Below are 25,837 nucleotides of genomic sequence, written 5' to 3' on the forward strand. Positions count from 1 at the left end.
ATCAGGCCCTCTCTGCTGCGTTCATGTCGATGCCGAGTTCGGCGGCAAGGGCTGTCTGCATTTCCAACCGCTCGTCCGCACTCTTGAACCGCACGTAATGCAGGCGCGGGAAGCGCTTCTTCAGGAAGTTCATGCCCTGATAGGGTGACGTGTTGGCGAGGATCACCAGCGGCTTCCCGGTTTCGGCACTGGCCGCCGCTTCCCGAAGCGCATTGAGGTCGTGGCCATCGACCGAACGGCATGTGACGCCGAAGGAGCTCACTCGTGTGGCAAGATCGCCGAGATCGAGCACGGAGGACATCGCACCGTCGCATTGCTGCCGGTTCACGTCGACGATCACCCGGATATTGTCGATCTGGTGATAAGACATGGCCGCGAGGCACTCCCAGGTCTGTCCCTCCTGGAATTCCCCGTCCGACATATAGACCCAGACCTTACCGGGTTCGCCCTTTTTCGATCGCGCCCAAGCGACACCCGAGGCCATGGAAAGCCCCTGCGCCAGCGAGCCGGTCGTTACTTCCATCCCGGGGCTATGCTCGGCGCCGATCATCTCGACCGACCCGCCGTCCTTGTTGAAGTGGTCGAGTGCATGCTCGTCCATGCGGCCGGTCTCGATCAGGGCCGAGTAGATGACCAGCGCATAATGCGCGGGCGAAATGAAAAAGCGATCGAACTCCGGCGCGAACGGGCCGTGGTAGCCAGCACCGGTGAATGCGTCGGGATTATGTGCCGACGGTACGCCTGCGAATGGCAGTGGCACCTTGGGAAGCGTGGGCGCGCCGAGCGTCAGAAATTCGTTATAGAGCAGCGCAAGGCTCTCTGCGGCAGAACAGGCCTGGCTCAGATAGCCGCCATTGTTTGCCATCGTATGGAAGAAGACCCGGCGCCGGATTCCGAGCGCGATGTCTTCCGTGGATTTATGGTTGGATAGGGTCATCGTCTCAGTTCCGTTCGGGGAAAAGTGCTTTCAGACCTTCCGGCGAAGGCGTTGCGATGCCGCGCTCGGTTATCAGGCCGGTGATCAGACGAGCAGGCGTAACGTCGAAGGCCGGGTTGGCGGCGGGGCTTCCTTCGGGCGAAATGCGCACGCTCGATATCGAGCCGTCTGCCGCCTTTCCCTGAACGAAGCTGACTTCGTCGGCAGAGCGCTCCTCGATCGGGATTTCCTTGATGCCGTCATGCACCGTCCAATCGATCGTCGGCGACGGCAGGGCGACATAGAAGGGTACGCCGTTGTCGCGCGCCGCAAGCGCCTTGAGGTAGGTTCCGACCTTGTTGCAGACATCTCCGTTCGCCGTCGTGCGGTCGGTGCCGACGATGACCATGTCGACATCGCCGTGCTGCATCAGATGGCCGCCGGCATTGTCGACGATCAGCGTATGCGGCACGCCATGGCCATTCATCTCCCAGGCCGTGAGATAGGCGCCCTGGTTCCGCGGCCGGGTTTCGTCAACATAGACGTGAACCGGAATGCCTTCCTCGACGGCCATATAGATCGGCGCGGTCGCGGTACCGTAGTCAACGGTCGCAAGCCAGCCAGCATTACAGTGGGTGAGGACGCGCACCGGTTCGCCAGGCTTCTTGCCTGCCGCGATCTTCCGAATGATATCCAGGCCATTGGCGCCGATCGCGCGATTGAGCTGAACATCCTCTTCCGCAATTTCGGCAGCGCGCTTGTAGGCGGCCTCAGCCCGTTCGCTTTCCGGCAAGGGCCGCAGGTGATCGCGCATCGCATTCAGCGCCCAGCGCAGATTGATGGCGGTCGGGCGCGTTTCGTTGAGCTCTTCCCAGACAGCATCGAGATGCTTGTCCGAGGGGTCAACCGCCATGGCGATCGCAACGCCGTAGGCGGCCGTCACGCCGATCAACGGCGCGCCGCGAACCCACATGTCGCGTATGGCGACCGCGACCTCGGCGACGGTCTTCAGCGTAACGACACGAAACTCGTGCGGCAGCCAGCGCTGGTCGATGATATCGACGGCGCGGCCGTCGTCGTTGAGCCATATAGTGTGGTAATGGCGTTCTCCGACTTTCACGCGATAGTCTCCTTTTCTAGCCGCTCCACCGTCTCGCGAATGTCGCGGAGACTGTGGATACGTTGCCGGTTGACGGCGATGTGGCGCCCGAACGTCAGTGCCTTGCTTTCGCAATGCGCGCGGCGGTCGAGGTCGGCGATGGTTTCAAAATCGGCGTTGTGAGCAAGGCCGAGGATGCGGCGGTGGATTTCGATGCCGGCAAAGCCCAGCATTTCACCCCATATTTCGCTGATGACGAGGTTCAACGCCTGCTCGGCAGCGAGTGCATCATTGCGGTTCTCGAAGACGCTCGCTTGATAGAGGATGCCCTTGCGCTCGGTGCGCCACAGGTTCGAAAACTCGGCGCGGAATGTTTCCCAGAGCGTGTCGATCGTATCGAGCAGGTAGGCGCGCATGCTGTCGCGCGCGCCCGGCGCGGTCTCGTGACCGGACTGTGAGAAATAGCTCATCCAGAAATTGGCGATCAGCATGCCGACATCGAAGCTGATCGGTCCGTAGAAAGCGAATTCCGGATCGATGACGCGTGTCTCGTCATCGGTCACCATCACGGAACCGGTATGCAGGTCACCGTGGCAGAGCGTTTCCGCCTTGGCCGAGAAGATGTGCTTCAGGCGTTGTGCCTCCACCTTCAGGTCGCGGTCGGCGCGAAGCTCCGCAACAAGGGGATCGAGCTGTGGCGTCGTGTGACGGTTGAGCGCTGCCTCGAAGTAAGGGTCCGAGAACACGAGGTTCTCCGTGATGTCGCAAAGCTCGACATTGTCACTGAACAGCGCGACGTCAGCCTTCTTGTCACGCGTCGGCATATGAAGATCCGAGCCGCGGAAGAGCGTGCGGGCGACGAACAGCCCGAGATCGCGGCCGATCTTCGGCAGCTCGCGCCCATCGATCAGCGCGCGGCGCAGGATGACGTGCGGCGTCAGGAACTCCATGACGATGATGGCCTGCGCCTCGTCGAAGAGAAGGACCTCCGGCACCATGCCGGGATCACGCGCGCCCTGGCGTTTCAGCGCATGATATTCGAAGAACGAGCGCTTGAGCGGCAGCGGCCAGCTCTCGCCGACCAGGCGCACATAGGGCAACGCCTGCTTGACGATCACTGTGCCTTTCTCGCCGGTGACGATGAACACCAGGTTGAGGTTACCGTCACCGACCTCATGGACCCGCCACCGGCCGCAATCGTCACCGATTCTTTGCGTGATCGCAGCGTTGCCGCCGAGCCGTACCGGCAATGACTCTATACTCAACGCCTCAAAGACGTGGCTATCCATATGATCTCCTCCTGAACATGGGGCCGCCTCCTCTGCCTGCCACCATGCCCTCTTTGCCCACAGCTAAGGCATCATTCTGTCAAATGTCAACAGCCTTGACATTTGACGAGATGCTGTCCTAACTTGGGATCAATGGGAGGAGAAAATGAGCGAACAAGCATTGTTTCGCATTGAGGGCGTGCGCAAATCCTTCGGTCCGGTACCGGTTCTGCAGGGTGTGGACTTCGACCTCAAAGCAGGCGCAGTGACGGTATTGATGGGCGCCAACGGCGCCGGCAAATCCACGCTCGTCCGCATTCTTTCCGGGGTCTACATGCGAGACGCGGGCACGATCACGCTGGCTGCGACCGCTTTCGATCCGGCGACGCCGGCTGAAGCGATCCGCGCTGGCGTCGTCACCGTTCACCAGAACATCAATGACGGCGTCGTTGCCGATCTCGACGTGGCGACCAACCTCACGCTCGACCGGCTGAACGGACGCGGGGCGCGGCTGTTCTTCAATCCGCGCAGGGTGCGGCGCGAGGCTGCCGTGGTCGCGTCCCGCATGGGGCTCGCGATCGATCTGGGCGCCAATATCAACGACCTGACGCTTGCCGACCGGCAGATGGTGGCAATCGCACGCGCCATGGCGCACGAGCCAAAAGTGCTGATCCTTGACGAGCCGACGTCGTCACTTTCCAGCGCCGAGGCGAACCGGCTGTTTGATCTCGTCGACCGCCTGAAGGCGCGCGGCGTCGCCATTCTCTACATTTCGCATCGCATGTCGGATATCCGCCGGCTTGCCGATAGCATCGTGACGCTGCGCGATGGCCGTATCACCGGCCGCTTCGAAGGGCCGGAGCTCGATTACGAAAGCGCAGTCAACGCCATGCTTGGCCGCAAGGTTTCCGCCGGCGCCGTCGCCGTACGCGATGCCGGAGCTCCCGTGTTCAGCGCTCGCGGCCTCAAGCTTTCCGACCAGACGCGCCCCTTCGACTTTGATCTGGGTGACGGCGAAATCGTCGCGGTCACCGGCCTTGTCGGCGTCGGCAAGACGGCGCTCGCTGAAACGCTGTTTGGCGAGCGTGCGCCGTCAGCCGGTGAGATGACGCTGGATGGTGCGCGCTATGCGCCGAAGACGACGGGACAGGCGATCGCCCGGGGCGTCTTCCTCGTCGCCAAGGACCGCGCGATGAGCGGCATCGTGCCGGATTTCAACATCTACGAGAATATCAGCCTGCCCTTCCTGCGCCGTCTCTCGTTCCTCGGCATCGCCAGCCGCAGGGCAGAAAGGGCCAAGGCACGCCAGCAGATTTCATCGCTCGGCGTCGTCTGCCGCAGCGAACGCGACGAGATGCAGACTTTGTCGGGCGGCAACCAGCAAAAGGTCATGGTCGGGCGTTGGCTTTCCGAAGCCTCCCGCCTTCTCATTCTCGACGAGCCTTTCCAGGGGGTCGATATCGCAGCTCGCCGCGATATCGGCGAGAAGCTCAGGGCGTCGGCGGCCGGACGGGCCACCATTCTTTTTCTGACAGAGCTCGACGAAGCCTTTGAAGTCGCCGACCGCATTTTCGTGATGTCGGAACAAACCATCGTCGGCGAGCATCGCAATGCCGACATCGATGTCGATCGGCTGCTCTCTGAGTTCGCCGGGCAATTCTATCAACAGGTCAGCGCATGATGATGAGTGAAGAGAGCAAATCCACCGGCGCCGTTGCTCCGCCAGCCCTGAACATCCGTGAGGCCGCAATCAAATACGGCTTCCTCGTGCTGCTCGCCGGCATGGTGCTCTATTTCTCGCTGGTGACCGGCGGTTTTGCCTCGCCGCAAAGCGCGGTCTTCATCCTGCAATCCGTGTCGATCACGGGCATCCTGGCGCTCGGCGTTACCGCGACGCTCGTCGTCGGCGGCTTCGACCTCTCGATCGGCTCGGTCGCCACCACAGCAATGATGGCGTCGTCCTACGTGATGGTCGTCATGGGTGGCGATGCGGTGACCGCCACACTCGCGTGCCTTGCCGTCGGCGTTCTCGTCGGCCTGATCAACGGTATCATCATCGTCTACATGCGCGTTCCCGATCTTCTCGCGACGCTCGGAATGATGTTCCTGCTGCTCGGCCTCCAGCGCATCCCGACCGAGGGACGCTCGATCGCGACAGGCATGACGCTGCCGGACGGTTCGACGGCGACCGGCGCCTTCAGCCCCGGTTTCCTCGCGCTCGGCCGCCACCGTTTCGATCTGATCTTGCCCAATCTCGTGCCGGTTTCCGTGGTGGTGCTGATCGTGCTCGCCATCGTCATCTGGTTCTTTCTTCAATACACGCGCTTCGGCCGCATGATGTACGCGGTCGGTTCCAACGAGCGCGCCGCAAGCCTGGCCGGTGCGCCAGTCAATGCCTACAAGATCTGGGCCTACATCATCTCCGGCGTCTTCGCTTCCATCGGCGGCATCCTGCTTGCAGCCCGCCTCGGCCGCGGCGACATCGCCTCGGGCAACAATCTGCTCCTGGATGCCGTCGCCGCAGCCCTGATCGGCTTTGCCGTGCTTGGCGCGGCCAAACCGAATGCCTTCGGCACTGCCGTCGGCGCGCTCTTCGTCGGCATCCTGCTGCAGGGCCTGACGATGATGAACGCTCCCTATTACACCCAGGACTTCGTCAAGGGCGCCGTCCTCGTCGTCGCCCTGATTTTCACCTTTGCGCTCTCGAAAAGAGGCAAACGCTGAGGCGGGAGGCCTCAGCGGATAACCAAAGTTCACCAGTGGAGGAGACTGACATGAATTTTACACGCAGAACCCTGGGCAAGCTGACGCTCGGGCTGATGGCCGCGGCCTCGTTTGCCGCGCCGTCCTTTGCAGCTGACATGCCGAAGCCGTTCGACAAGCCGGGCGACGTGAAGATCGCGCTCGTGCGCTATCTTTCGACCGGCGACTTCTTCCAGTCCTATCTCGCGGGCGTCGAAGCGCAGGCCAAGGCACTCGGCGTCCAGCTCCAGGTCTTCGACAGCCGCCAGGATGCTGCCCTCCAGGCCGATATGGTCGACCAGGCGATTGCACTCGGCGTGCAGGGCATCATCATTCAGCACGGCCTGACGGAATCCATGAAGGAAGCAGCCCAGCGGGCCGTCGACGCCGGCATCAAGGTCGTTGCCTTCGACGTCAATGTCGAGAACCCGAAGATCCCGCAGGTCGAACAGTCCGACCGAGACCTCGCCCGCCTCGCGCTTGAGCAGGCGATCAAGGATAACGGCGAGAGCTTCAAGGCGGGTTACGTCTATGTCGCCGGCATCGCGCCGCTCGACCGCCGCGACGAGACCTGGAAGGAATTCAAGGGCAAGTATTCGGGCATCAACGAAGCTGCCCAGTTCGGCACGATGGACAACCCGATTGCCAACTCGGTCGCCAACCAGGCGCGCTCGGTGATTTCGGCCAATCCTGATATCACTGTGATGTTCGCCCCTTACGACGAATTCGCCAAGGGCGTGAAGATCGCCGTGGACGAAGCCGGCCTCTCTTCCAACGTGAAGATTTATTCGGCCGATATATCAACCTCCGACATCGCCGCCATGCGCGAGCCGGGCTCCGCCTGGGCGGCGACAGCGGCGACCAACCCGGCCGTGGTCGGCCAAGTCTCGGTACGTTCGCTCGCCATGCTGCTGGCCGGCGAAGATCCGGGCAAGCAGGTCATCGTCCCGCCGACGCTGATCACCCAGAAGGATCTCAACGACCAGGACATTCAGAACATGGAAGAGCTCGGCACGAAACTGCCGCAGTTCGCCCATGCCGATGTCGCCATGCCTGCCTGGATGCCGAAGCCCTGATTTTTTGAAGGGTAGAATGGAAAGGGGCGGCTCGCTGAGCCGCCCCTTTTTTTCTTGCCCCGCAGAGAAAGCGGGGCCGCCGTTTGTATCAAAGATCAGCGCATCGCAGCAGCGATATTGCCACCGTCGACCGTCGTCACATCGGCGGTCGTGCGCTCGGCAAGTGCCTGATGGACAAAAGCACGGGCGACGTCTTCTGCCGTTACTTCGAGGCCGAGCAGGTTGCCGCCCATGTAATCCTTGACGGAGACGCCGCGCGCCGCGGCCCGGTTGGCGATCATCTCGTCGTTGAGCAGGCCGGAGCGGATACGGTCGGCATTGACGGCATTCACGCGGATGTTGTCGGCGCCATGCTCCAGTGCATATTGCCGGGAGAGGAACAGCGTCGCGGCCTTCGGCAGCCCGTACGCGCCGAACTTGGCGCCGGGGTTGACCGCCTGCTTGGAGGCGTTGAACAGCAGCACGCCGCCTGTCCCCTGCTCCTTCATGATCCGCACGGCATTCTGCGCCACTGTCTGGTGGGCGAAGAAGTTCAATTCGAAGCTCTTGCGCAGGACGGCGTCGTCCATCGTGGCAATCGGGCTTTCCCAGGCGGCACCGGCGTTGGAGACGACGATATCGACGCCGCCGAAGGTGGCGACGGCCTTGTCGAAGGCTGCCCGCACGGAACTGGAATCGGTGATATCGCAGGCGATGCCGATCGAATTATTGCCGGCGGCTTTGGCGACCGCCGCGGCCTTTTCGCCATCGAGATCAAGCGCCACGACATGGGCGCCCTCAGCCGCGAACGCCTTGACGACAGCCGCACCGATAGCTCCCGCCCCGCCGGTGACGATGGCGACCTGTCCCGTGAACGGCTTCGGCTTGGCGCCGGCAAGCTTGGCCTGCTCGAGCGACCAGTATTCGAGATCGAAGAGATCCGGGCGGCTTACCGGTTCGAAGCGTCCCACGGATTCGGCATCGCGCGCAGCCTCGATCCACATCTCGCCGACATCAACAGCGATCGTCGCGTCCTTGAAGGTCCGCCCATGACCGAACATGCCTAGGCCTGGCACCAGCGTCAGACGTGGCATCGGGTCGAGCATGATGCGCTTGACGTCGTCGCGCGCATCGTTGCTGCGGAAATATTCCGTATAGCCGGCAGCAAAAGCGGCGACGTGGCTGTCGATTACATCGCGATAGCTTGCGAGGTCGTCCCTGGCAGGCGCCGGCAGTACCATCGGACCGGTCTTGATGCGGATCGAGAGATCGGGGGTCGAGACACCGCGCGCCGCCATATCCGGCAGTTCAGCGGCATTCACGAAAGCGAGAATGGCCGGCGATGTGCGGAAGACGCTCACCATCCGGTCATAACGCCCCTCGCCTTTGTCGACGGCAACGGCGCCGCGCAGCATGGGGGCGATGTCGTCAGGGCTTGCGAGAGACGACGGCAGGGCGGCCGGCGTGAAGACGTTGCGGCCGTTGTCCTTCACGTAATCCTCGGCGACCGTGACGTAATGGATCATCCGGTCATAGGCTTCCTTCGCGCTCTCGCCGAAGGTGAAGATGCCGTGCTTGTCGAGGATCAGGCCTTCGACCGTCGGGTCCCGCTCGAACACTTCGACAGCCGCCTTGGCGAGCGCGAAACCGGGCATGATATAGGGCACGAAGCCCATCTTCTTGCCGAAGAGCTCAGCGCTCATCTCCCGGCTCCTTGCCTGGTCGGCTATGGCGAGCATGGCAGTCGAATGGGTGTGGTCGACAAACTTGTGCGGCAGGAAGGCATGAAGCAGCGCTTCCACCGACGGGTTGGGCGCACCTGGATCGATGAGATTGGCACGCAGCAGCGTCACCATGTCCTCGTCGCCGAGACTGGCGAGTTTGCGGCTCTTCAGCAGCGCGCCGATCCTGACGGCCGGCAGGCCAGCGGGCTCGATTGTTCCCATGTCCCAGCCGCTGCCCTTGACGCAAAGCACAGCATGGGTGTCGCCGACGAGATCGGTCATTTCCGTTTTCACGGAGGTGTTTCCACCGCCATGCAGAACCAGCCGCGGCTCGCCGCCGAGCAGTCGTGTCGTATAGGTGCGCATCGCCAGATCGCGGTTCACGCCCTTGGCGGCATAGTCTGCGACGACCTTTTCGGCGTCATCGTCGCGCCAGAGATTTTCCATTATTTCATCCTCCCGATAAACCGGCCCAGCCGGCATCGGCGGACCCGAACCTGTGGGCGTCAGGGCGTGCCCGAACCCTTGCCAAGCCCCTCGCGGCTCCAATGCTCCAGCACGCGCCGCGCCATCGACGTCGTGACGATGAGGTGCGAGGCGAAGCCGCCCTTCAGGGCCGCGACCAGCGATTCAAACTTGTTGTCTTCCTGAACGACGAGCATGCGCTTCTTGATCGAGCGGATGGATGTCAGATCGGCGGACATGCAGCGCCGGTTATGGGAGCAATCCATCCAGCGGCCGTCCCGATCGATGAGCTGCCCGGCAATGACCCCGGCCGCACCCTTGGCGCCCATCTCATCCATTTCCCCAGCCGAAAGCGCGCCGCACTTGACGAGATGGCTGTCCTTCTCGATGCCACCCACCGAATAGAGCGCCAGATCGCAATCGGAAATCGTTGCGAGCTGCTCACGAATGACCGGCTCAGCACGAAGCTCCTCGGCAAGCCGTTCCGAGGAAAGCACGAGCGGCGCATAGAGATTGATCCCCTCGGCATTGAGCCTGCGGGCGATTTCCGTCGTGCACTGGTCGGGCCGATAGGAATAGGGCGCACCGAGATTGCCGCAGAGTTGAACGACGGTCACGCCGCGCAGATCGGCAAAGGGCATGACGTCGGCGATATGATAGACCGTGCGGCCCCAGGCAACGCCGATGCGGTCACCCTTGTTGATCAGTTCGAGAAATACGGATGCCGCGACGACCGGCATCTCGGCCTCCGCATTCATGGCCTGCCGGTCCTCCGGCACGATCCAGACCGTATTGAGGCCAACTGCGTCCTCCAGTTCCCGCGCAAGGACATCGTCCGTAAAGAGTTCGGAGGAGGTGGTGATCGTGACGATCCCCATCTCGCGCGCCCGCCTCAGGTAGGTGGCGATTGATGCGCGGGAGATTTCCAGGCGCTGGGCAACCTCGTCCTGACGCAGGCCATGCGTGTAATAGAGCCAAGCGGCCTTATGGATTATTGGATCGGTAGATCGAACTGGCATTTTTCATCTCAGGAAACGATACCTGACATTATTCATCAGCACTGACAAAAGTCAACGCTGGAGTGAAACCCTTGCAAGGTTGATGCAAGAGCGCCCTCTATCATCGCATTTTTATGGCGGAAATTCATGCAGCACCGATCGGCGTCGCGAGGCCGATCGGTCGGCCAATCATCAAGCCAACAGAATCAAATCGATATTCATCGCATAGGACGCCGCAGCATCGGCCATCAGCAGACCGCCGGCGTCGGCGAGCAGTGGCAGAAGATCGACCGGCAGGTCATCGGCCTGCTTTCCGAGCGGCCAGATCCAGGGGCATGTGCCGGCGTCAACCAGGGCGCCTGCGGAGTGATAGCGGTGTTCGCGGTGGCCGGTCGTGCCGCTGAGGAAGATCCAGGGGCGGTGGAGGCGCGCTTTTGCGGCGGCGAGCGCGAAGTTCAGCGCGAGGCGGTTGTTGCATGGGCCTTTCTGGATGCGCCCGTTGACGATCGCCACGGCTCCGTCGATGGTGCCTGCGCCTTCGGCAAGTTCGAGCAGTTTCGATGCTGAAAATGATGCGTCGTCAGCTATGGCCGAATGCGTTACCAGCACGGTCTGGAAATATTGGAAGGCGGCGCTGCGGACGGCGTCGAGGCAGGCGAGCTGCGCCATTCTGGGGTGGAAGTGGACGTTGCCCGATCCGGCAAGGCTCAATGCGTTGATGCCGGTGGCGAAGAGGTCCTTCGCCAGCGATCGCATTTCGATGATCAGGCGGGCCGAGTTTTGAGCGGTCGTCATGGCACTCCCCTTCCCGCATATTGATCATTCGGACGGCTGGATCAGGATCGCCCTGAAGTCGTTGACGTTGGTGCCGGTTGGTCCGGGGACGAAGAGATCGCCGAGCACATTGAAGGCGGACCAGCTGTCGTTGTCGGCCAGGAGATCGGCGGCATCCATCTGGCTGCGGAGAAGACGGTCGACGGTGGTTCCATCGGCGAAGGCACCCGCGTTGTCTTCCGAGCCGTCGATGCCGTCGGTATCGGCGGCCAGCGCCGAGATGCCGTTCAATCCGGCAATGCCGCGGGCGAAGGAGAGCAGGAATTCCCCATTGCGCCCGCCCCTCCCCGTCCCCTTGATCGTCACCGTCGTCTCGCCGCCCGAGAGCAGCACGACGGGTTTGGAAAACGGCCGGTCGCGGCGGGCGATTTCGGCGGCGATCGCCGCATGCATGCGGCCGATTTCGGAGGCCTCTCCCTCGATTGCATCGGAAAGGATCACCGCTTCGATACCGGCGTTGCGGGCAGCCTTTGCTGCCGCTTCCAGGGAAACGCAGGCGGACGCTACCAGATGCACTTCGTTTCCTGCGAAGCAGGCGCTGTCCGGCCGCGGCGCCGGGTCCCTGCCCTCGCGGATATGGCGCATCACCGCTTCGGGGAGATCGAGGCGGTAGCGATCGATCAGCCGCAAGACATCGGCGGCTGTGCTTCTATCCGGGATGGTCGGTCCCGAGGCGACGAGGGCGAGGTTGTCGCCGGGAATGTCGGAAACGACGAGAGAGATGACGCGGGCCGGATGGGCGAGTGCCGCCAGTCTGCCGCCCTTGATGCGCGAGACCTGCTTGCGGACGGCGTTCATCGCATCGATCGGCGCGCCTGAGGCCAGCAGCGCCTTGTTGACGGCGATTTCGTCGACGAGCGTCAGGTCTCCGGCAGGTGCCGGAAGCAGTGCGGAGCCGCCGCCGCAGATGAGGGCGACGACGAGATCGTCCCCGGTCAGGCCGCTGACCACCGCCATCAGCTTGGCGGAAGCGGCAAGGCCGTTCTCGTCCGGTACTGGATGGGCGGCTTCGAGGATTTCGATGCGTTCACAGTCCACGGCGTAGCCGTAGCGGGTGACGACGACGCCGGAGAGCGGGCCATCCCACAGCCGTTCGAAGGCGCGAGCCATCTGTGCTGCGCCCTTGCCGGCGCCGATGACCACAGTGCGGCCTTTCGGCTTGTCAGGCAGGCAACCGGCCAGCGCCTTGTCCGGATCGGCCGCTGCGACGGCGGCGCGGAAGAGGCCTTCCAGAAAAGCGCGGGGATCGGCGATCGGCGGCATGGAGCTCTCCTGCTGTTGAACGGCTGGCCGGAATTGTCCTCCGGCCAGCCTCATCCTCACGCGACGGCGTGGTTGGCCATCCGCTCCAGCGCGGTGACCAGACCGGAATGGTCGAGGCCACTGTCGCCATTGGCGGCGCACTGGTTGAAGAGTTCCTGCGTCGCCGCGGTGTTGGGCAGCGAGATGCCGAGCGTCTTGGCGCCCTGCAGCGCGAGGTTCAGGTCCTTCTGGTGCAGCGCGATGCGGAAGCCCGGCTCGAAGGTGCGGTTGATCATCCGCTCGCCGTGAACCTCAAGGATGCGCGAGGAAGCAAAGCCGCCCATCAGCGCCGAGCGCACGCGGGCCGGATCGGCGCCGGCCTTCGACGCGAAGACCAGCGCTTCGGAGACCGCCTCGATCGTCAGCGCGACAATGATCTGGTTGGCAACCTTGGTAACCTGGCCGTCGCCGCAATCGCCGACCAGCGTGATGTTCTTGCCCATCAGTTGCAGGAGCGGCAGCGCGCGGTCGAAGCTTTCCTGCGAACCGCCGGCCATGATCGACAGCGATGCGTTTCGCGCGCCGACCTCGCCGCCCGAGACCGGCGCATCGATATATTCGGCGCCAGTCTCGCGCACCTTGCGGGCGAACTCCTTGGTCTCGATCGGCGAGATCGAGCTCATGTCGATGACGAGCTTGCCAGCCGATAGGCCGTAGGAAACGCCGTTCTCGCCGAAGAGAACGTCCTTCACCTCAGGCGTATCGGGCAGCATCAGGATGATCGTGTCGACGCTTTCAGCGAGCGCCTTCGGCGTCTCGACGAATTGCAGGCCGTTGTCGAGCAGTTCCTGGCGCGGCGGAATGGCGAATTTCGAGGTGACAATGGTGTGGCCTGCATTCTGCAGGTGGCGGGCCATGGGCGTACCCATGATGCCGAGGCCGATAAATCCGATTGTTGCCATGGTGTTAGCTCCTGATCTTGAGAATGTCTGCGCTGGCTGGCGCTCGCGAGGCTGCGGTGAACCAGCCGAGCCCGGCCTCGGTCGTCGTGCGCGGCTTGTATTCGCAGCCGATCCAGCCGTCATAGCCGAGGGCGCCCAGCTGTTCGAAAACGAAGGGATAGGCGATCTCGCCGGTGCCCGGTTCGTGCCGGCCGGGATTATCGGCGAGCTGGATATGGGCGATCTTCGCCTGATGCTTGGTGAAGGTGCCGATCAGTTCCCCCTGGGTCCGCTGCTGGTGATAGAGGTCGTACTGGATGAACAGGTTGTCGCTGCCGACTTCGGCGATCAGCGAAGCCGCCTGATCCGGCGTATTGAGATAGAAGCCCGGGATATCGAAGCGGTTGATCGGCTCGATGAGCAGCCGGATCCCGTGCTTGCCGAGTTCTGCGGCGGCGTATTTCAGGTTGGCGACGAAGGTCGTCCGCAGCACCTCGTGCGGCAGGCCGACGGGCGCGATGCCGGAGAGGCAATTGATCTGCGGGCAGCCGAGCACAGTGGCGTAGTCGATGGCTTCGGCAACGCCACGGCGGAACTCGTCGATCCTGTCAGGCAGAATGGCGATGCCACGCTCGCCGCCCGCCCAGTTACCGGCCGGCAGATTGTGCAGCACCTGCGTCAGGCCGTGGAGGTCGAGCGCGGCGCGCAGTGCGGCTTTGTCGAACTCGTAGGGGAACAGGTATTCAACGCCTTCGAAGCCGGCCTTCGCGGCAAGCGCAAAGCGCTCCATGAAGGGCACCTCGTTGAAGAGCATGGTCAGATTGGCGGCAAATTTCGGCATTGTGTTCTCCTCCTAGTCCAGCAGCGCCAGCGTCGCGGTCGGGGCGTCCTCGCCGCGCTCGGCAAGGTCCTCGAACTCAATGACTGCATCGATATCGACGCCCATGGCAATATTGGTGACGCGTTCGAGGATGAACTCGATGACGACGGGCACCTGATGCTCGTCCATCAGCCGCTTGGCGTTGGCGAATGCCTCCTGGAATTCGTTGGGGCTGCGAACGCGGATCGCTTTACAGCCCAGCCCCTCGGCAACCGCGACATGGTCGACGCCGTAGCCGGGTTCGGCCGTGCCGGAGGCATTGATGTTCTCGAAGGCCAGGCTGACCTCGAAATCCATGTTGAAGCCGCGCTGGGCCTGGCGGATGAGGCCGAGATAGGAGTTGTTCACGACCACATGCAGGTAGGGCAGCTTGTGCTGCGCGCCGACGGCGAGTTCCTCGATCATGAACTGGAAATCGTAGTCGCCGGAGAGCGCAACGATCGGCCTGTCAGGATCGGCGGCACGCACGCCAAGGGCGGCGGGCAGCGTCCAGCCGAGCGGGCCTGCCTGGCCGCAATTGATCCAGTTGCGCGGCTTGTAGACATGCAGGAACTGGGCACCGGCGATCTGGCTGAGCCCGATCGTCGAGACGTAGCAGGTATCGCGGCCGAAGGCCTTGTTCATCTCTTCGTAGACGCGCTGCGGCTTCAGCGGCGTCTGGTCGAAATGCGTCTTGCGCAGCATCGTGCGCTTGCGGTCGCGGCACTCGTCAGCCCATGCCGACCAGTCGGCGAGCTTGCCGGCGGCCTTCCATTCGGTGGCAACGTCGAGCAGCAGCTTCAGCGCTGCACCGGCATCCGAGACAATGCCGAAATCGGGAGCGAAGACGCGGCCGATCTGCGTCGGCTCGATATCGATATGCACGAAGGTGCGGTCCTTGGTGTAAGTCGCGACATTGCCGGTATGGCGGTTGGCCCAGCGGTTGCCGATGCCGAGCACGAAGTCGGAGGCGAGCAGCGAGGCGTTGCCGTAACGGTGCGATGTCTGCAGTCCGCACATGCCGGCCATCAGCGGATGATCGTCGGGGATCGCGCCCCAACCCATCAGCGTCGGGATGACGGGGACGCCGGTAATCTCCGCGAATTCGATCAGCAGATCGGAGGCATCGGCGTTGATGATGCCGCCACCGGCGACGATCAGCGGGCGGTGAGCCTCGTTCAGCATCGTCAGGGCCTTCTCGGCCTGGGCGCGGGTGGCCTGTGGCTTGTAGGCGCCGAGCGAGGCATAGGTGTCGATGTCGAACTCGATCTCGGCCAGCTGAACGTCAACCGGCAGATCGATCAGAACAGGCCCGGGGCGACCGGAGCGCATGATATGGAACGCTTTCTGGAAGACGAAGGGAACCAGCGCCGGCTCCATGACCGTGACCGCCCATTTGGTGACGGGGGCAGCGATCTTGGAGATATCAACCGCCTGGAAATCCTCCTTGTCGAGGCGGGCGCGCGGCGCCTGTCCGGTGATGCAGAGGATCGGGATCGAGTCGGCCGAGGCCGAGTAGAGGCCGGTGATCATGTCGGTTCCGGCCGGGCCTGACGTCCCGATGCAGACGCCGATATTGCCGGCGCTGGCGCGGGTGTAACCTTCCGCCATATGGCTTGCGCCCTCGACATGCCGCGCCAGGATGTGGCGGACCGAGCCGCGCGCCTTCAGCGCCGAATAGAATGGATTGATCGCAGCGCCCGGAACGCCGAAGGCGCAATCGACGCCTTCCTTCTCCAGAACCAGTACCGCTGCATCGACAGCTCGCATTCTTGCCATTGGATAATCCTCCGTATCTGGAGAATGAGGCTAACGCATCCTGCACACGGCGCAATTCAAAAATGGAAATCAATACCATCATGTGGAAATAAACATTTTCAAGGAATCTGGAACAATCGATTCCGTCCGTGTATGTCATGACAGTGCGAAGGCAGGGGAGCACGGCATGGCGGAGCATCAGGAAAAAGGGAGAGGCAGACCGGGGCGAAAGCCGTCCGAGAACGCTGCTCCCTCCTCGGTCCAGGTGCTCGACCGCAGCCTGAAGCTTCTGGAACTGGTGGCAGAGGCCGAAGGCGCTGTCCTGACCGATCTTGCCGAGCAATCCGGCATGGCGCCCTCCACCGTGCACCGGCTGCTGACGTCGCTCGCGCAGCACGGCATGGTCACGCATGATGGCGAGACCGGTGCCTGGACGATCGGCGTCAAGGCTTTCGAGATCGGCACGGCCTATCTGCGCTTCCGCAAGCTCGGCACGATCAGCCGTCCGTTCCTCAAGCAGCTGATGGATGAATGCGGCGAAACCGCCAATATCGCGATCGAAGATGACGGCGACGTGGTCTTCATCTCGCAGGTGGAAAGCCACGCCCCGATGCGCGCCTTCTTCCGGCCAGGACGGCGCGGACCGATCCATGCCTCGGGCATCGGCAAGGCCATTCTCTCGACATGGACGGATGAGCGGATCGAGGCGCTGCTCTTAGGCAAGCCGCTGCAGCATTTCACCGGCAAGACGCGCGACAGCCTGCCGACGCTGCTTGGCGATATCGCGGAGATTCGCGCCCGCGGCTGGTCCATCGACGATGAGGAGCACACGCTCGGCATGCGCTGCGTCGCCGCGCCGATCTTCGACGAATATGGCGAGGCCGTTGCCGGCATATCAATTTCAGGTCCGGCCGTGCGGCTGCCTGATGAGAAGATCGCGGCGATTGGCCCGCTGGTGAAGAGCGTGGCCGAAGCCCTGACCAAGGCGATGGGCGGACGCTCGAAACGGGCCTGAGCCCAAATGCAAAGCGCCGGCCTCGCGGAGGGGCCGGCGACGGGATTCTGATCGAGAGATCAGGCGGTTTCGAGCTGTCTGTCGGCCATCGCGCGCCGGGCCTTCTTCATAGCTTTACCGGCAACATAGACCTCGGCGATGCAGCGGTCGTCGCCCATCGTCTGCAGGATAAAGAGCTCCTCGATCAGCGACCGCGCTGTCCGCATCCGGTATTCCATCGCCGGCTTGGCACGGGAATCGAGGATGACGATATCGGCCGTCACACCCGGTTCCAGCGAACCGATCTCCTGCTCGAGACCAAGCGCCACGGCATTGCCGCGCGTCATCCGGTAAAAGGAGTTGAGCGGCGTCAGCCGCTGACCCCGCAGGTGAAGCACTTTATAGGCCTCGTCCATGGTCTCCAGCATCGAAAAGCTGGTGCCGGCGCCGACATCGGTCGCGACCGACCAGCAGGCGCCGAGCCTGTCGAAGCGGGCGCTGTCGAACAGGCCGGATCCCAGGAAGAGGTTCGATGTCGGGCAGAAGACGCCGACCGCACCACTCTCGGCAAGCACCGAGATTTCCCGGTCGCTCATGTGGATGCAGTGGCCGAGCAGTGTGCGCTCGTTCAACAGGCCGTAGCGCGCATAGATATCCGTATAGTCCTTTGCCGCCGGATAGAGCGAGGTGGCGAAGGCGATCTCATCGAGGTTTTCGGAGAGATGAGTCTGGACATAGCAATCCGGATGCTCGGAAACCAACGCCTTGCTCATCTCCATCTGCTCCGGCGTCGAGGTGATGGCGAAGCGCGGGCTGATCGCGTAGCGGGCGCGGCCCCGGCCATGCCATTTCTCGATCAGCCGCTTGGTTTCGTCATAACCACGCTCAGGCGTATCGCGCAGCGCTTCGGGCGCATTGCGGTCCATCATCACCTTACCGCCGATGACGCCCATGCCGCGCTGTTCGGCGGCGGAGAAATAGGCATCGACGCTCTCCGGATGGACCGAGCAATAGGCGACGGCGGTCGTCGTGCCATTCGAAAGCAGCTCGTCCATGAAGCGGCCGGCGACCTCTGCCGCATGCGCGGGGCGGGCAAACTTCTGCTCCTCGACGAAGATATAGGTGTTCAGCCATTCCAGCAGCTGCGCGCCATAGGAGGCGATCGCCTGCGTCTGCGGGAAATGCAGATGCGTGTCGATGAAACCGGGCAGGATCAGGTTCGGCCGGTGATCCTCGACCTTGATATCGGCGGCGGCGAGTTTCCTAACATCGGCGTAGACGCCCGAAGTGACGATCTTGCCGCCGCGTACCAGAACCGCACCATCTTCGAAATAACGATAGGAGGCATCGTCATCGATGCCCTGCGGCTCGGAGATGAAAGTCAGCACGCGGCCGCGGATCAGAATATCGGTCATTGGGTCTTCTCTCCGTTGATGGCGCTCTCGTACCAGGACACAAGCAGACGCCGTTCGTCGTCGGTGATCTGAGTGACATTCGCGGGCGGCATGGCATGTGAGCGGCCCGCCTGCAGGTAGATCTCGCGCGCATGGGCGGCGATGTCGCGGTCAGTTTCCAGGGTCACGCCCTTCGGCGGCTTGATCAACCCTTCCCACCCGGGCTCCTGCGCGTGGCACATGGAACAGCGCCCGAGCACGGTGTCGCGCACTTTCGGGAAGGCCTCGGCGGTGACGAAAGGCTGCTGGGCTGCCGAGATCTTCGCCTCCGCCGCATCCCCCGTCAGGATCTTCGGAACCGTCGACAGCCACATGATGCAGATGAAGATGATGACGGTGATGATCCAGGTCCAAGTCGGATTGCCGGCATCGGCATGGCGGGTGTTGAAGTAGTGGCGGATGGTGACGCCCATCAGGAACACCAGCGAGGCGATGATCCAGTTGAACTCGGTGCCGAATGCCAGCGGATAGTGGTTCGACAGCATCAGGAACAGGACGGGCAGCGTCAGGTAGTTGTTATGCGTCGAGCGCTGCTTGGCGATCTTGCCGTATTTGGGATCCGGTGTGCGCCCGGCCAGCAGGTCGGCAACGACGATCTTCTGGTTCGGAATGATGATGAAAAAGACGTTGGCCGACATGATCGTCGCCGTGAAGGCGCCGAGATGCAGGAAGGCGGCGCGGCCTGTGAACAGATGCGTATAGCCCCAGGCGACGAAAACCAGGATGAAATAGAGCGCCACCATCAGCCGCGTATTGTCGTTGCCGAAGGGCGACTTGCAGATCAGGTCGTAGATGATCCAGCCGCCGGCGATCGTTCCGAGCGAGATGGCAATGGCCACCGGCTTGGACACGTCGAGCACGTGAGGATCGATCATATAGAGATCCGCCCCGGCATAATAGACGAGACAGAGCATGCCGAAGCCGGAAAGCCAGGTGACATAGCTCTCCCATTTGAACCAGACGAGGTGGTCGGGCATGTTGGCCGGCGCCACCAGATATTTCTGGATGTGGTAGAAACCGCCGCCGTGAACCTGCCATTCCTCGCCGAAGGCGCCGGGCGGCAGGTCGGGGCGTTTCTTCAGACCGAGATCGAGCGCCACGAAATAGAAGGAAGAGCCGATCCAGGCGATTGCCGTTATCACATGCAGCCAGCGGACGGCGAATGTCACCCAATCCCAGGCGATGGCATATTCGTACATGGAGACCTCCCAGTTATCGGGAACGGTTCTGCCATCGCGCGACTTCCCCGGAAATCCCGTGAAATCCTCGAACACTTTCAAAAAAATCTATAAGATCGCGGCCGCTGTCCCATGAAATGATGTGGTAGAAAGCGCTATGTCCTATCTCGACAACATCCGCGTCTTCGTTCGCGTGATCGAACTCGGTACGCTTTCCGCCGCAGGGCGCGACCAGCGCGTGACGCCTGCTGTCGCCAGCAACCGCATCAAGGAGCTGGAAAGCCATCTCGGCGTCCGGCTCTTCAACCGCACGACGCGAAAGCTTTCGCCGACGGAGCATGGCCGCGTCTTCTATGACGGGGCGGTGAAGATCATCGAAGCCGTCAACGAGGCGGAGGGCGCCATTGCCGACCTGTCCCGCAATCCGAAGGGGTCGCTGCGCATCACCGCGCCGCTCGGTATCGGCCGTCGGCTGATTGCCTCGGGCATCCCCGAGTTCCACGACAAATATCCCGATATCGAGGTGCGGGTGCGCCTCTCGGACCATAATGTCGACATCCTCGCCGAAGGCGTCGATGTCGCCTTCAAGCTCGGCGTTCTCGAGGATTCGAACCTTCGCATGCGCGGCATCCTCAATTGCCAGCGCGTGCTCTGCGCCTCGCCCGACTATATCGAGCGCCGCGGCATGCCCGGGAATGCGGATGCGCTGATCTCGGACAAACACGACTGTCTGCTGCTGCGCTATCCGGGCTCGAAGGAATATTTCTGGACGCTCCTGACGGCCGAAGGCCTGCGCAAGTTCGAAGTCGGCGGCCCTTATGACAGCGATGATGGCGACGTGCTTACGCAATGGGCGCTCGAGGGACGCGGCATCATCAACAAGCCGCTCTTCGAGGTGAAGGCCGATCTGAAAGAAGGACGGCTGGTGGAGATTCTGAAGGACAGCCCGCCCGCCTCCGTGCAGCTTGCCGCCCTCTATCCGCACAAGCGCTTCCAGGATCCGAAGGTCCGGCTGATGATCGATTTCATGGCCGACCGCTGTCAGCGGCTGATCGGCAAGCTGCTGGATGACGAACCCGCCGAGACCGAAGGCGCCTGAGCACGCCTTGCCGACCAGCTCAGCGCCGCCGTCATAATCTCGGCGGCGGCGAGCGTTGCAATGACGGCCGGTCGCTTGTCCTTCACGACGGTTCCGCCGATCGGGCAAACGAGCTTGTCGAACAATTCGGGATGACCAACCTCGCGCGACAGCCAGCTGCGGAAGGTCGCCCGCTTGGTCGATGAGCCGATCATGCCGACATAGGCGGCATCGGGGCGGCTCAGCGCTTCGGCGGTGATCAGGAAATCCAGCGCATGGTCATGGGTCAGGATCACGAAACTGCTGCCGGCCGGGGCGTCGTGGACGACCGCCTCCGGTATCGCCGTCAGGCAGGTCTCGATCCGCGGCACGGTCGAGGCGGCCAGCTCATCTTCGCGTGTATCCACGAGAATGACGCGCAGGGGCGCGAGCGACAGCGCCATGGCCAGCGCATCGCCGACATGGCCCGCTCCGAACACATAGACATGCGGGCGCGCAGCAATCTCCCGGTCGCTGCGCGCGACGAGATCACGCGCAAGGCGAGCATCGACCGCCGTCAGCGCGAGGTTGACCCGGCCGCCGCAGCACTGGCCGATCTCCGGGCCGAGCGGCACGTTCATCGTGCCTGCGGCCGTCTGCAGCCGCAGCGCCCGGCGCGCCTGATCGATCGCCATATGCTCAAGCTGGCCCCCGCCGATCGTCGAGAAAATCGCCCGCTCAGAAACCAGCATCCAGGCATCGGTATCGCGCGGCGTCGAACCCGCCGCACCCACGACCTCGATCAGGATCGAGGCCGGTTCGCGGCGCAGGAAATCCCGGATGTCTTCACGCGCGGCAGGCATGCGCTCACTCCCTGTTCGCCGCTTTGAGGCGCTCGATCGCCATCAGCACCCGTTCGGGCGTTGCCGGTGCGTCGAGACGCGGGCAGATCCTGTGATCCGCAACGCTGGCAACCGCGTCCGAAAGAGCATGCAGCACGGAAAGGCCGAGCGGAAGGGGCGGCTCGCCGACGGCCTTCGAACGATGTACGGTCGGCTCGTAGGCCTGCGACCAGTCGGTCAGCGCGACGTTGAAAATCTTCGGCCGGTCTGAGGCGAGCGGAATCTTGTAGGTCGATGGCGCGTGAGTGCGAAGCCGCCCCTTGCCGTCCCACCACAACTCCTCGGTCGTCAGCCAGCCCATGCCCTGGACGAAACCGCCCTCGATCTGGCCGATATCGATGATCGGGTTCAGCGAGCGGCCGGTATCGTGGAGGATATCGGTGCGCTCGACGACATATTCGCCGGTCAGCGTATCGATCGAAACCTCCGAGCAGGCAGCGCCATAGGCATAGTAATAAAAGGCATGGCCACGGCCCTTGGCGCGGTCCCAATGGATTTTCGGGGTCTTGTAGAAGCCTGCGGCGGAGAGCTGGACGCGGGCCATATAGGCCTTCTTGACCAGATCGTTGAAGGCGATCTCGTTCGCGCCGATCCTGACACGGTTGGGCAGGAAGATCACCTGATCGGCGGGCACCTGATAGGTCTCGGCGGCAAAGGCAATCAGCCGGTCCTTGATCTGCCGTGCCGCATTCTGCGCCGCCATGCCGTTCAGGTCGGCACCCGAGGAAGCAGCGGTCGGCGAGGTGTTCGGCACTTTCGCGGTCGTCGTCGCGGTGATCTTTACCCGGTCGAGATCGATCTGGAACTCCTCGGCCACGACCTGCGCGACCTTCAGATGAAGCCCCTGCCCCATCTCCGTGCCGCCATGGTTCATGTGCACGGAGCCATCGGTATAGACGTGCACCAGCGCACCCGCCTGGTTCGATTCCGTCTTGGTGAAGGAGATGCCGAACTTGACGGGCGTCAGTGCGATGCCACGCTTGACGACACGGTTCCGGGCATTGAACTCTTGGATCGCCCGGCGGCGGCCGGCATAGTCGGCGCTCTCCTCAAGTTCAGCGACGATCCGCTGGATGATGCAATCCTCGACCTTCTGGTGATAGGGCGTGAGATTGCGCTCACCCTCGACACCCATGGCGTCGTAGAAATTCAGCTTGCGGATTTCGAGCGGATCCTTGCCGACGGCAAAGGCCACCTCATCAATGACGCGCTCGGCGCCGACCATACCCTGCGGTCCGCCGAAGCCGCGGAAGGCGGTGTTGGAGACCGTATTCGTATAGAGCGGCGCGGATTTCGCATGCACGGCCGGGAAGAAATAGGCGTTGTCGCAGTGGAACAATGCGCGGTCGCCGACCGGGCCGGAGAGATCGGCGGAGAAGCCGGCACGCAGCGCGAAAGTATAGTCGATCGCCAGGATCCGGCCTTCCTCGTCGAAGCCGACGTCGTAGTCGATCGCGAAGTCGTGCCGCTTTCCCGTCGCGGTCATGTCCTCGTCGCGGTCTAGGCGGAGCTTGACCGGACGGCCGAGCTTCTTGGCCGCGATCGCGGCAAGCGCCGCACATTGGTTTGCCTGCGTTTCCTTGCCGCCGAAGCCGCCGCCCATGCGGCGCACCTCGATCGTCACGGCGTTGCTCGGCACGCCGAGCGCATGGGCAACCATATGCTGGGTCTCGCTCGGCCCCTGGGTGGAGCAATAGACGATGATCTCGTCATCCTCGCCGGGAAGCGCCAGCGACACCTGTCCCTCGAGATAGAAATGGTCCTGGCCGCCAAGGCGCATACGGCCCTTGACCCGGCGCGGCGCACTCTCGAGCCCAGCCGCCGCATCGCCGCGCTTCAGCGTCAGCGGCGTCACGACCTGGCGATGGGTTGATACGTCAAGGTCCCATATGTCGATCTCGGCCGGCAGCTCCTCATAGGTGATCTTTGCAAGGCGGGCTGCGCGGCGCGCCTGCTCGCGCGTTTCGGCAATGACGCAGAAAATCGGCTGGCCGTGAAACTCGACCTTGCCGACGGCAAGTACCGGATCATCGTTCATATAGGACGGCGAGATGTCGTTGACCCCCGGCACATCCTCATGGGTCAGCACCGCGACGACGCCGGGTGCGGCAGCGACGGCCGAGAGATCGACTTCCTTCAGGATGCCATGGGCAACATTCGACAGGCCAAGCCCGGCATGCAGCGTGCCGGCGGGTTCGGCGATATCGTCGATGTAGATCGCTGTACCGGCAACGTGCTTGTGCGCGGAATCATGGCGCGGGCTGGTATGGACGCCGCCGGTGATCGTTTCGGCCTTGATGTCGGCAGTGTGCTTGTTCATGGCTCACGCAGCCTCGTATCTGGACACCTGCGCCTGTTCGGCGCCCGATGTCGTTTCCAGGTAGAATCTGAGAAGAAGGTTTTTCGCCACCAACGCCCGGTATTCGGCGGTGGCGCGCATGTCGCTCAGCGGCGCATAATCCTCCGCATAGCGTTCCATCGCGCGTTCAACGGTGGTCTCGTTCCAGGGCTGCCCGAGCAGCGCCTCCTCTACGGCAAAAGCCCGTTTCGGCGTCGCGGCCATGCCCCCATAGGCGATGCGGATGCCCGCGACCGTGCCATCGTTCAAAAGCTTCAGAGAGAAGGCCGCGAGCGTCGCCGTGATATCCTCGTCGCGCCGCTTCGTCACTTTGTAGACCGCGAATGTCTCATCGGCCGCAGGCACCGGCACATGCACGGCCTCGACGAATTCGCCGGGCTGGCGATCCTGCTTGCCATAGGCGATGAAGAAGTCCTGCAGCGGGATCGTGCGGCGCTCGGCACCCTTGCGCAGGGTGAGTGTCGCACCCAGCGCAATCAGCGGCGGCGGCGTGTCGCCGATGGGCGAGCCGTTGGCGATGTTGCCACCGATCGTGCCCATGTTGCGCACCTGCTGGCCGCCGATGCGGTTCAGCAGTTCGCCGAGCGCCGGAATATGCTGCGACAGCGTTTCGATCGCCTCGGAATAGGTGACCCCGGCGCCGATCGAGATCAGACCATCTTTCACCGAGACCGTCTTCAGTTCCTGAAGCCCCGCAATGAAGATGACCGGAGAAATTCGGCGCATATGCTTGGTGACCCAGAGCCCGACATCGGTGGAACCGGCTACGACGGTAGCGGCCGGCGACGTCTCGAAAATCGCGGCGAAGTCGTCGAGATCTGTCGGCACAATCAGCTTTCCGCCGCCATTCTCGATTTCGACGCGCGCACCGTCCCGCAGCGCCTGCAATCGCGCGATCATCGTTGCGCGCTCGACGAGCAGCGGATCTCTGGTCGTCCCAGCATAGCTGGAGATGGCGCGCGCGGCACGGAGGATCGGCTCATAACCGGTGCAGCGACAGAGATTGCCCTGAAGGGCGATCTCGATCTGGCGGTCGGACGGCTCCGGCGTCTGCATCCAGAGCCCGTAGAGCGACATGACGAAGCCCGGCGTGCAGAAGCCGCATTGCGAGCCGTGATAATCGACCATCGCCTGCTGCACCGGATGCAATCGTCCGTCACGGCCGGAGAGATGCTCGACCGTCAACACATGGCAGCCATCCAGCGATCCCAGGAAGCGGATGCAGGCATTGACGCTCTCATAGACGAGCCCGCCCGCCGGCGTCAGCCGCCCGACGAGCACGGTGCAGGCGCCACAATCGCCCTCGGCACAGCCTTCCTTTGTACCTTTCAGCGAGCGCGACAGGCGCAGCCAGTCGAGCAGTGTCTGGTCCGGCGCGACATCGGAGAGGGCAATGTCCTGACCGTTGAGAATGAACCGCAGCTCCGGGCGGATGGTGACAGCGGTCATGACTAGCTCCCGCGGTAGGTGGAATAGCTGAAGGGCGAGACGAGCAGCGGCACGTGGTAGTGGGCGCGCTCATCGGCGATCGCAAAGCGGATCGGGATGATGTCGAGGAACTCGGCCGTGCCATCCGTGCCCCGGAAATAATCGCCGGCGTGGAACCTCAGCTCATAGGTCCCGGCCCGCATCGCTTCGGCCGACAGCAGCGGCTGATCGCAGCGGCCATCGTCGTTGGTGTTGACCGACTTCAGCCGATGCGCCGTCTCGTCCTCGATGCGGTAGAGGTCGATGCGCAGCCTGTCGGCGGGTTTTCCGCGCACCGTATCCAGAACATGGGTCGTGAGCCGGCCGGCTCCTGTTGCATGAGACTGCATGATTTCTCCCGAGCGTAGCACTCCTGTCTCCAATATCGGACAGGGCCATTCCCCTGAAAAGCAGCGAGATCCTTCGAGACTTTCAAGTTTTAGAGGGGGAATGGCGGGCAGGATTGGGCTTTACAAAGCCGCCATCAGGGAAACCGGAACGCAAAAAGCCGGGCCGTCCCCTCGA

Annotated in this window: 21 protein-coding genes; 5 read left to right on the plus strand and 16 right to left on the minus strand. The window is 63.0% G+C overall.

Going from position 1 to position 25,837, the window contains the following annotated elements; genetic code table 11:
• Position 1: 1 nt before the first annotated feature.
• Genes ABIE40_RS25150 through mtnK form a run of 3 tightly spaced genes read right to left on the minus strand, consistent with a single transcriptional unit; the run spans position 2 to position 3,304 of the window.
• Complete coding sequence (locus ABIE40_RS25150) at positions 2–937, minus strand: transketolase (protein ID WP_199625189.1); 936 nt, start codon at positions 935–937, stop codon at positions 2–4.
• A 4-nt stretch (positions 938–941) separates the two neighbouring features.
• A complete protein-coding gene (mtnA, locus tag ABIE40_RS25155) occupies positions 942–2,036 on the minus strand; it encodes an S-methyl-5-thioribose-1-phosphate isomerase (RefSeq protein WP_199625191.1) in 1,095 nt (364 codons plus the stop codon).
• A complete protein-coding gene (gene mtnK / locus ABIE40_RS25160) occupies positions 2,033–3,304 on the minus strand; it encodes an S-methyl-5-thioribose kinase (RefSeq protein WP_199625193.1) in 1,272 nt (423 codons plus the stop codon). Before mtnK ends, mtnA begins: the two co-directional genes overlap by 4 nt.
• 145 nt (positions 3,305–3,449) lie before the next feature.
• Between mtnK and ABIE40_RS25165 the strand changes: the two genes are divergently transcribed.
• The 3 genes from ABIE40_RS25165 to ABIE40_RS25175 are packed head-to-tail and all read left to right on the plus strand — an operon-like array spanning position 3,450 to position 7,101.
• Complete coding sequence (locus ABIE40_RS25165; RefSeq protein WP_199625194.1) at positions 3,450–4,964, plus strand: sugar ABC transporter ATP-binding protein; 1,515 nt, start codon at positions 3,450–3,452, stop codon at positions 4,962–4,964.
• Positions 4,964–6,007 (plus strand): ABC transporter permease, encoded by a 1,044-nt coding sequence (locus tag ABIE40_RS25170; RefSeq protein WP_162708725.1) that lies wholly within the window; start codon positions 4,964–4,966, stop codon positions 6,005–6,007. The genes ABIE40_RS25165 and ABIE40_RS25170 overlap by 1 nt, the downstream gene beginning before the upstream one ends.
• 50 nt (positions 6,008–6,057) lie before the next feature.
• Entirely contained in the window at positions 6,058–7,101 is a 1,044-nt protein-coding gene (locus ABIE40_RS25175) for a substrate-binding domain-containing protein (protein WP_199625195.1), read from the plus strand.
• A 95-nt stretch (positions 7,102–7,196) separates the two neighbouring features.
• Here ABIE40_RS25175 and ABIE40_RS25180 read toward each other — a convergent pair whose 3' ends face one another.
• The 7 genes from ABIE40_RS25180 to gcl form a co-directional block, all read right to left on the minus strand.
• Positions 7,197–9,251, minus strand: a complete 2,055-nt coding sequence (locus ABIE40_RS25180; RefSeq protein ID WP_199625198.1) for a bifunctional aldolase/short-chain dehydrogenase — start codon at positions 9,249–9,251, stop codon at positions 7,197–7,199.
• Between the two features lie 59 nt (positions 9,252–9,310).
• Complete coding sequence (locus ABIE40_RS25185; RefSeq protein WP_199625200.1) at positions 9,311–10,288, minus strand: sugar-binding transcriptional regulator; 978 nt, start codon at positions 10,286–10,288, stop codon at positions 9,311–9,313.
• 171 nt (positions 10,289–10,459) lie between these two features.
• Positions 10,460–11,062, minus strand: a complete 603-nt coding sequence (locus ABIE40_RS25190) for a hypothetical protein (protein ID WP_199625202.1) — start codon at positions 11,060–11,062, stop codon at positions 10,460–10,462.
• 24 nt (positions 11,063–11,086) lie between these two features.
• A complete protein-coding gene (locus tag ABIE40_RS25195) occupies positions 11,087–12,364 on the minus strand; it encodes a glycerate kinase type-2 family protein (protein WP_199625203.1) in 1,278 nt (425 codons plus the stop codon).
• A gap of 56 nt (positions 12,365–12,420) precedes the next feature.
• Positions 12,421–13,305 (minus strand): 2-hydroxy-3-oxopropionate reductase, encoded by an 885-nt coding sequence (locus ABIE40_RS25200; protein ID WP_199625204.1) that lies wholly within the window; start codon positions 13,303–13,305, stop codon positions 12,421–12,423.
• 4 nt (positions 13,306–13,309) lie between these two features.
• A complete protein-coding gene (gene hyi, locus ABIE40_RS25205) occupies positions 13,310–14,125 on the minus strand; it encodes a hydroxypyruvate isomerase (protein ID WP_199625205.1) in 816 nt (271 codons plus the stop codon).
• A 12-nt stretch (positions 14,126–14,137) separates the two neighbouring features.
• The gene (gene gcl / locus ABIE40_RS25210; protein WP_199625206.1) at positions 14,138–15,922 is read right to left on the minus strand and encodes a glyoxylate carboligase; all 1,785 of its coding nucleotides are present in this window, start codon (positions 15,920–15,922) and stop codon (positions 14,138–14,140) included.
• 166 nt (positions 15,923–16,088) lie between these two features.
• Between gcl and bhcR the strand changes: the two genes are divergently transcribed.
• A complete protein-coding gene (gene bhcR, locus ABIE40_RS25215; protein ID WP_199625207.1) occupies positions 16,089–16,916 on the plus strand; it encodes an HTH-type transcriptional regulator BhcR in 828 nt (275 codons plus the stop codon).
• Between the two features lie 59 nt (positions 16,917–16,975).
• Here bhcR and guaD read toward each other — a convergent pair whose 3' ends face one another.
• On the minus strand, positions 16,976–18,310 hold the full coding sequence (gene guaD / locus ABIE40_RS25220; protein ID WP_199625208.1) for a guanine deaminase: 1,335 nt from the start codon (positions 18,308–18,310) through the stop codon (positions 16,976–16,978).
• Positions 18,307–19,548 carry a urate hydroxylase PuuD gene (locus ABIE40_RS25225; protein WP_199625209.1) on the minus strand — a complete coding sequence of 414 codons (1,242 nt, stop codon included), beginning with the start codon at positions 19,546–19,548 and terminating at the stop codon, positions 18,307–18,309. The genes guaD and ABIE40_RS25225 overlap by 4 nt, the downstream gene beginning before the upstream one ends.
• A gap of 136 nt (positions 19,549–19,684) precedes the next feature.
• On the opposite strand from ABIE40_RS25225, the gene ABIE40_RS25230 reads away from it, so the two are divergent.
• Complete coding sequence (locus ABIE40_RS25230; protein ID WP_199625210.1) at positions 19,685–20,626, plus strand: LysR family transcriptional regulator; 942 nt, start codon at positions 19,685–19,687, stop codon at positions 20,624–20,626.
• Here ABIE40_RS25230 and xdhC read toward each other — a convergent pair.
• The 4 genes from xdhC to uraH are packed head-to-tail and all read right to left on the minus strand — an operon-like array spanning position 20,569 to position 25,662.
• Positions 20,569–21,447, minus strand: coding sequence for a xanthine dehydrogenase accessory protein XdhC (gene xdhC, locus ABIE40_RS25235; protein ID WP_199625211.1), 879 nt, complete (start codon positions 21,445–21,447; stop codon positions 20,569–20,571). The two genes, ABIE40_RS25230 and xdhC, sit on opposite strands and share 58 nt — an antisense overlap.
• Before the next feature lie 4 nt (positions 21,448–21,451).
• Complete coding sequence (xdhB, locus tag ABIE40_RS25240; protein ID WP_199625212.1) at positions 21,452–23,806, minus strand: xanthine dehydrogenase molybdopterin binding subunit; 2,355 nt, start codon at positions 23,804–23,806, stop codon at positions 21,452–21,454.
• A 3-nt stretch (positions 23,807–23,809) separates the two neighbouring features.
• Positions 23,810–25,294 carry a xanthine dehydrogenase small subunit gene (xdhA, locus tag ABIE40_RS25245; RefSeq protein WP_199625213.1) on the minus strand — a complete coding sequence of 495 codons (1,485 nt, stop codon included), beginning with the start codon at positions 25,292–25,294 and terminating at the stop codon, positions 23,810–23,812.
• A 2-nt stretch (positions 25,295–25,296) separates the two neighbouring features.
• Entirely contained in the window at positions 25,297–25,662 is a 366-nt protein-coding gene (uraH, locus tag ABIE40_RS25250; RefSeq protein ID WP_199625214.1) for a hydroxyisourate hydrolase, read from the minus strand.
• Between the last annotated feature and the right edge of the window lie 175 nt (positions 25,663–25,837).

The organism is Rhizobium sp. OAE497 (assembly GCF_040546565.1).
Taxonomy (GTDB): Bacteria; Pseudomonadota; Alphaproteobacteria; order Rhizobiales; family Rhizobiaceae; genus Rhizobium.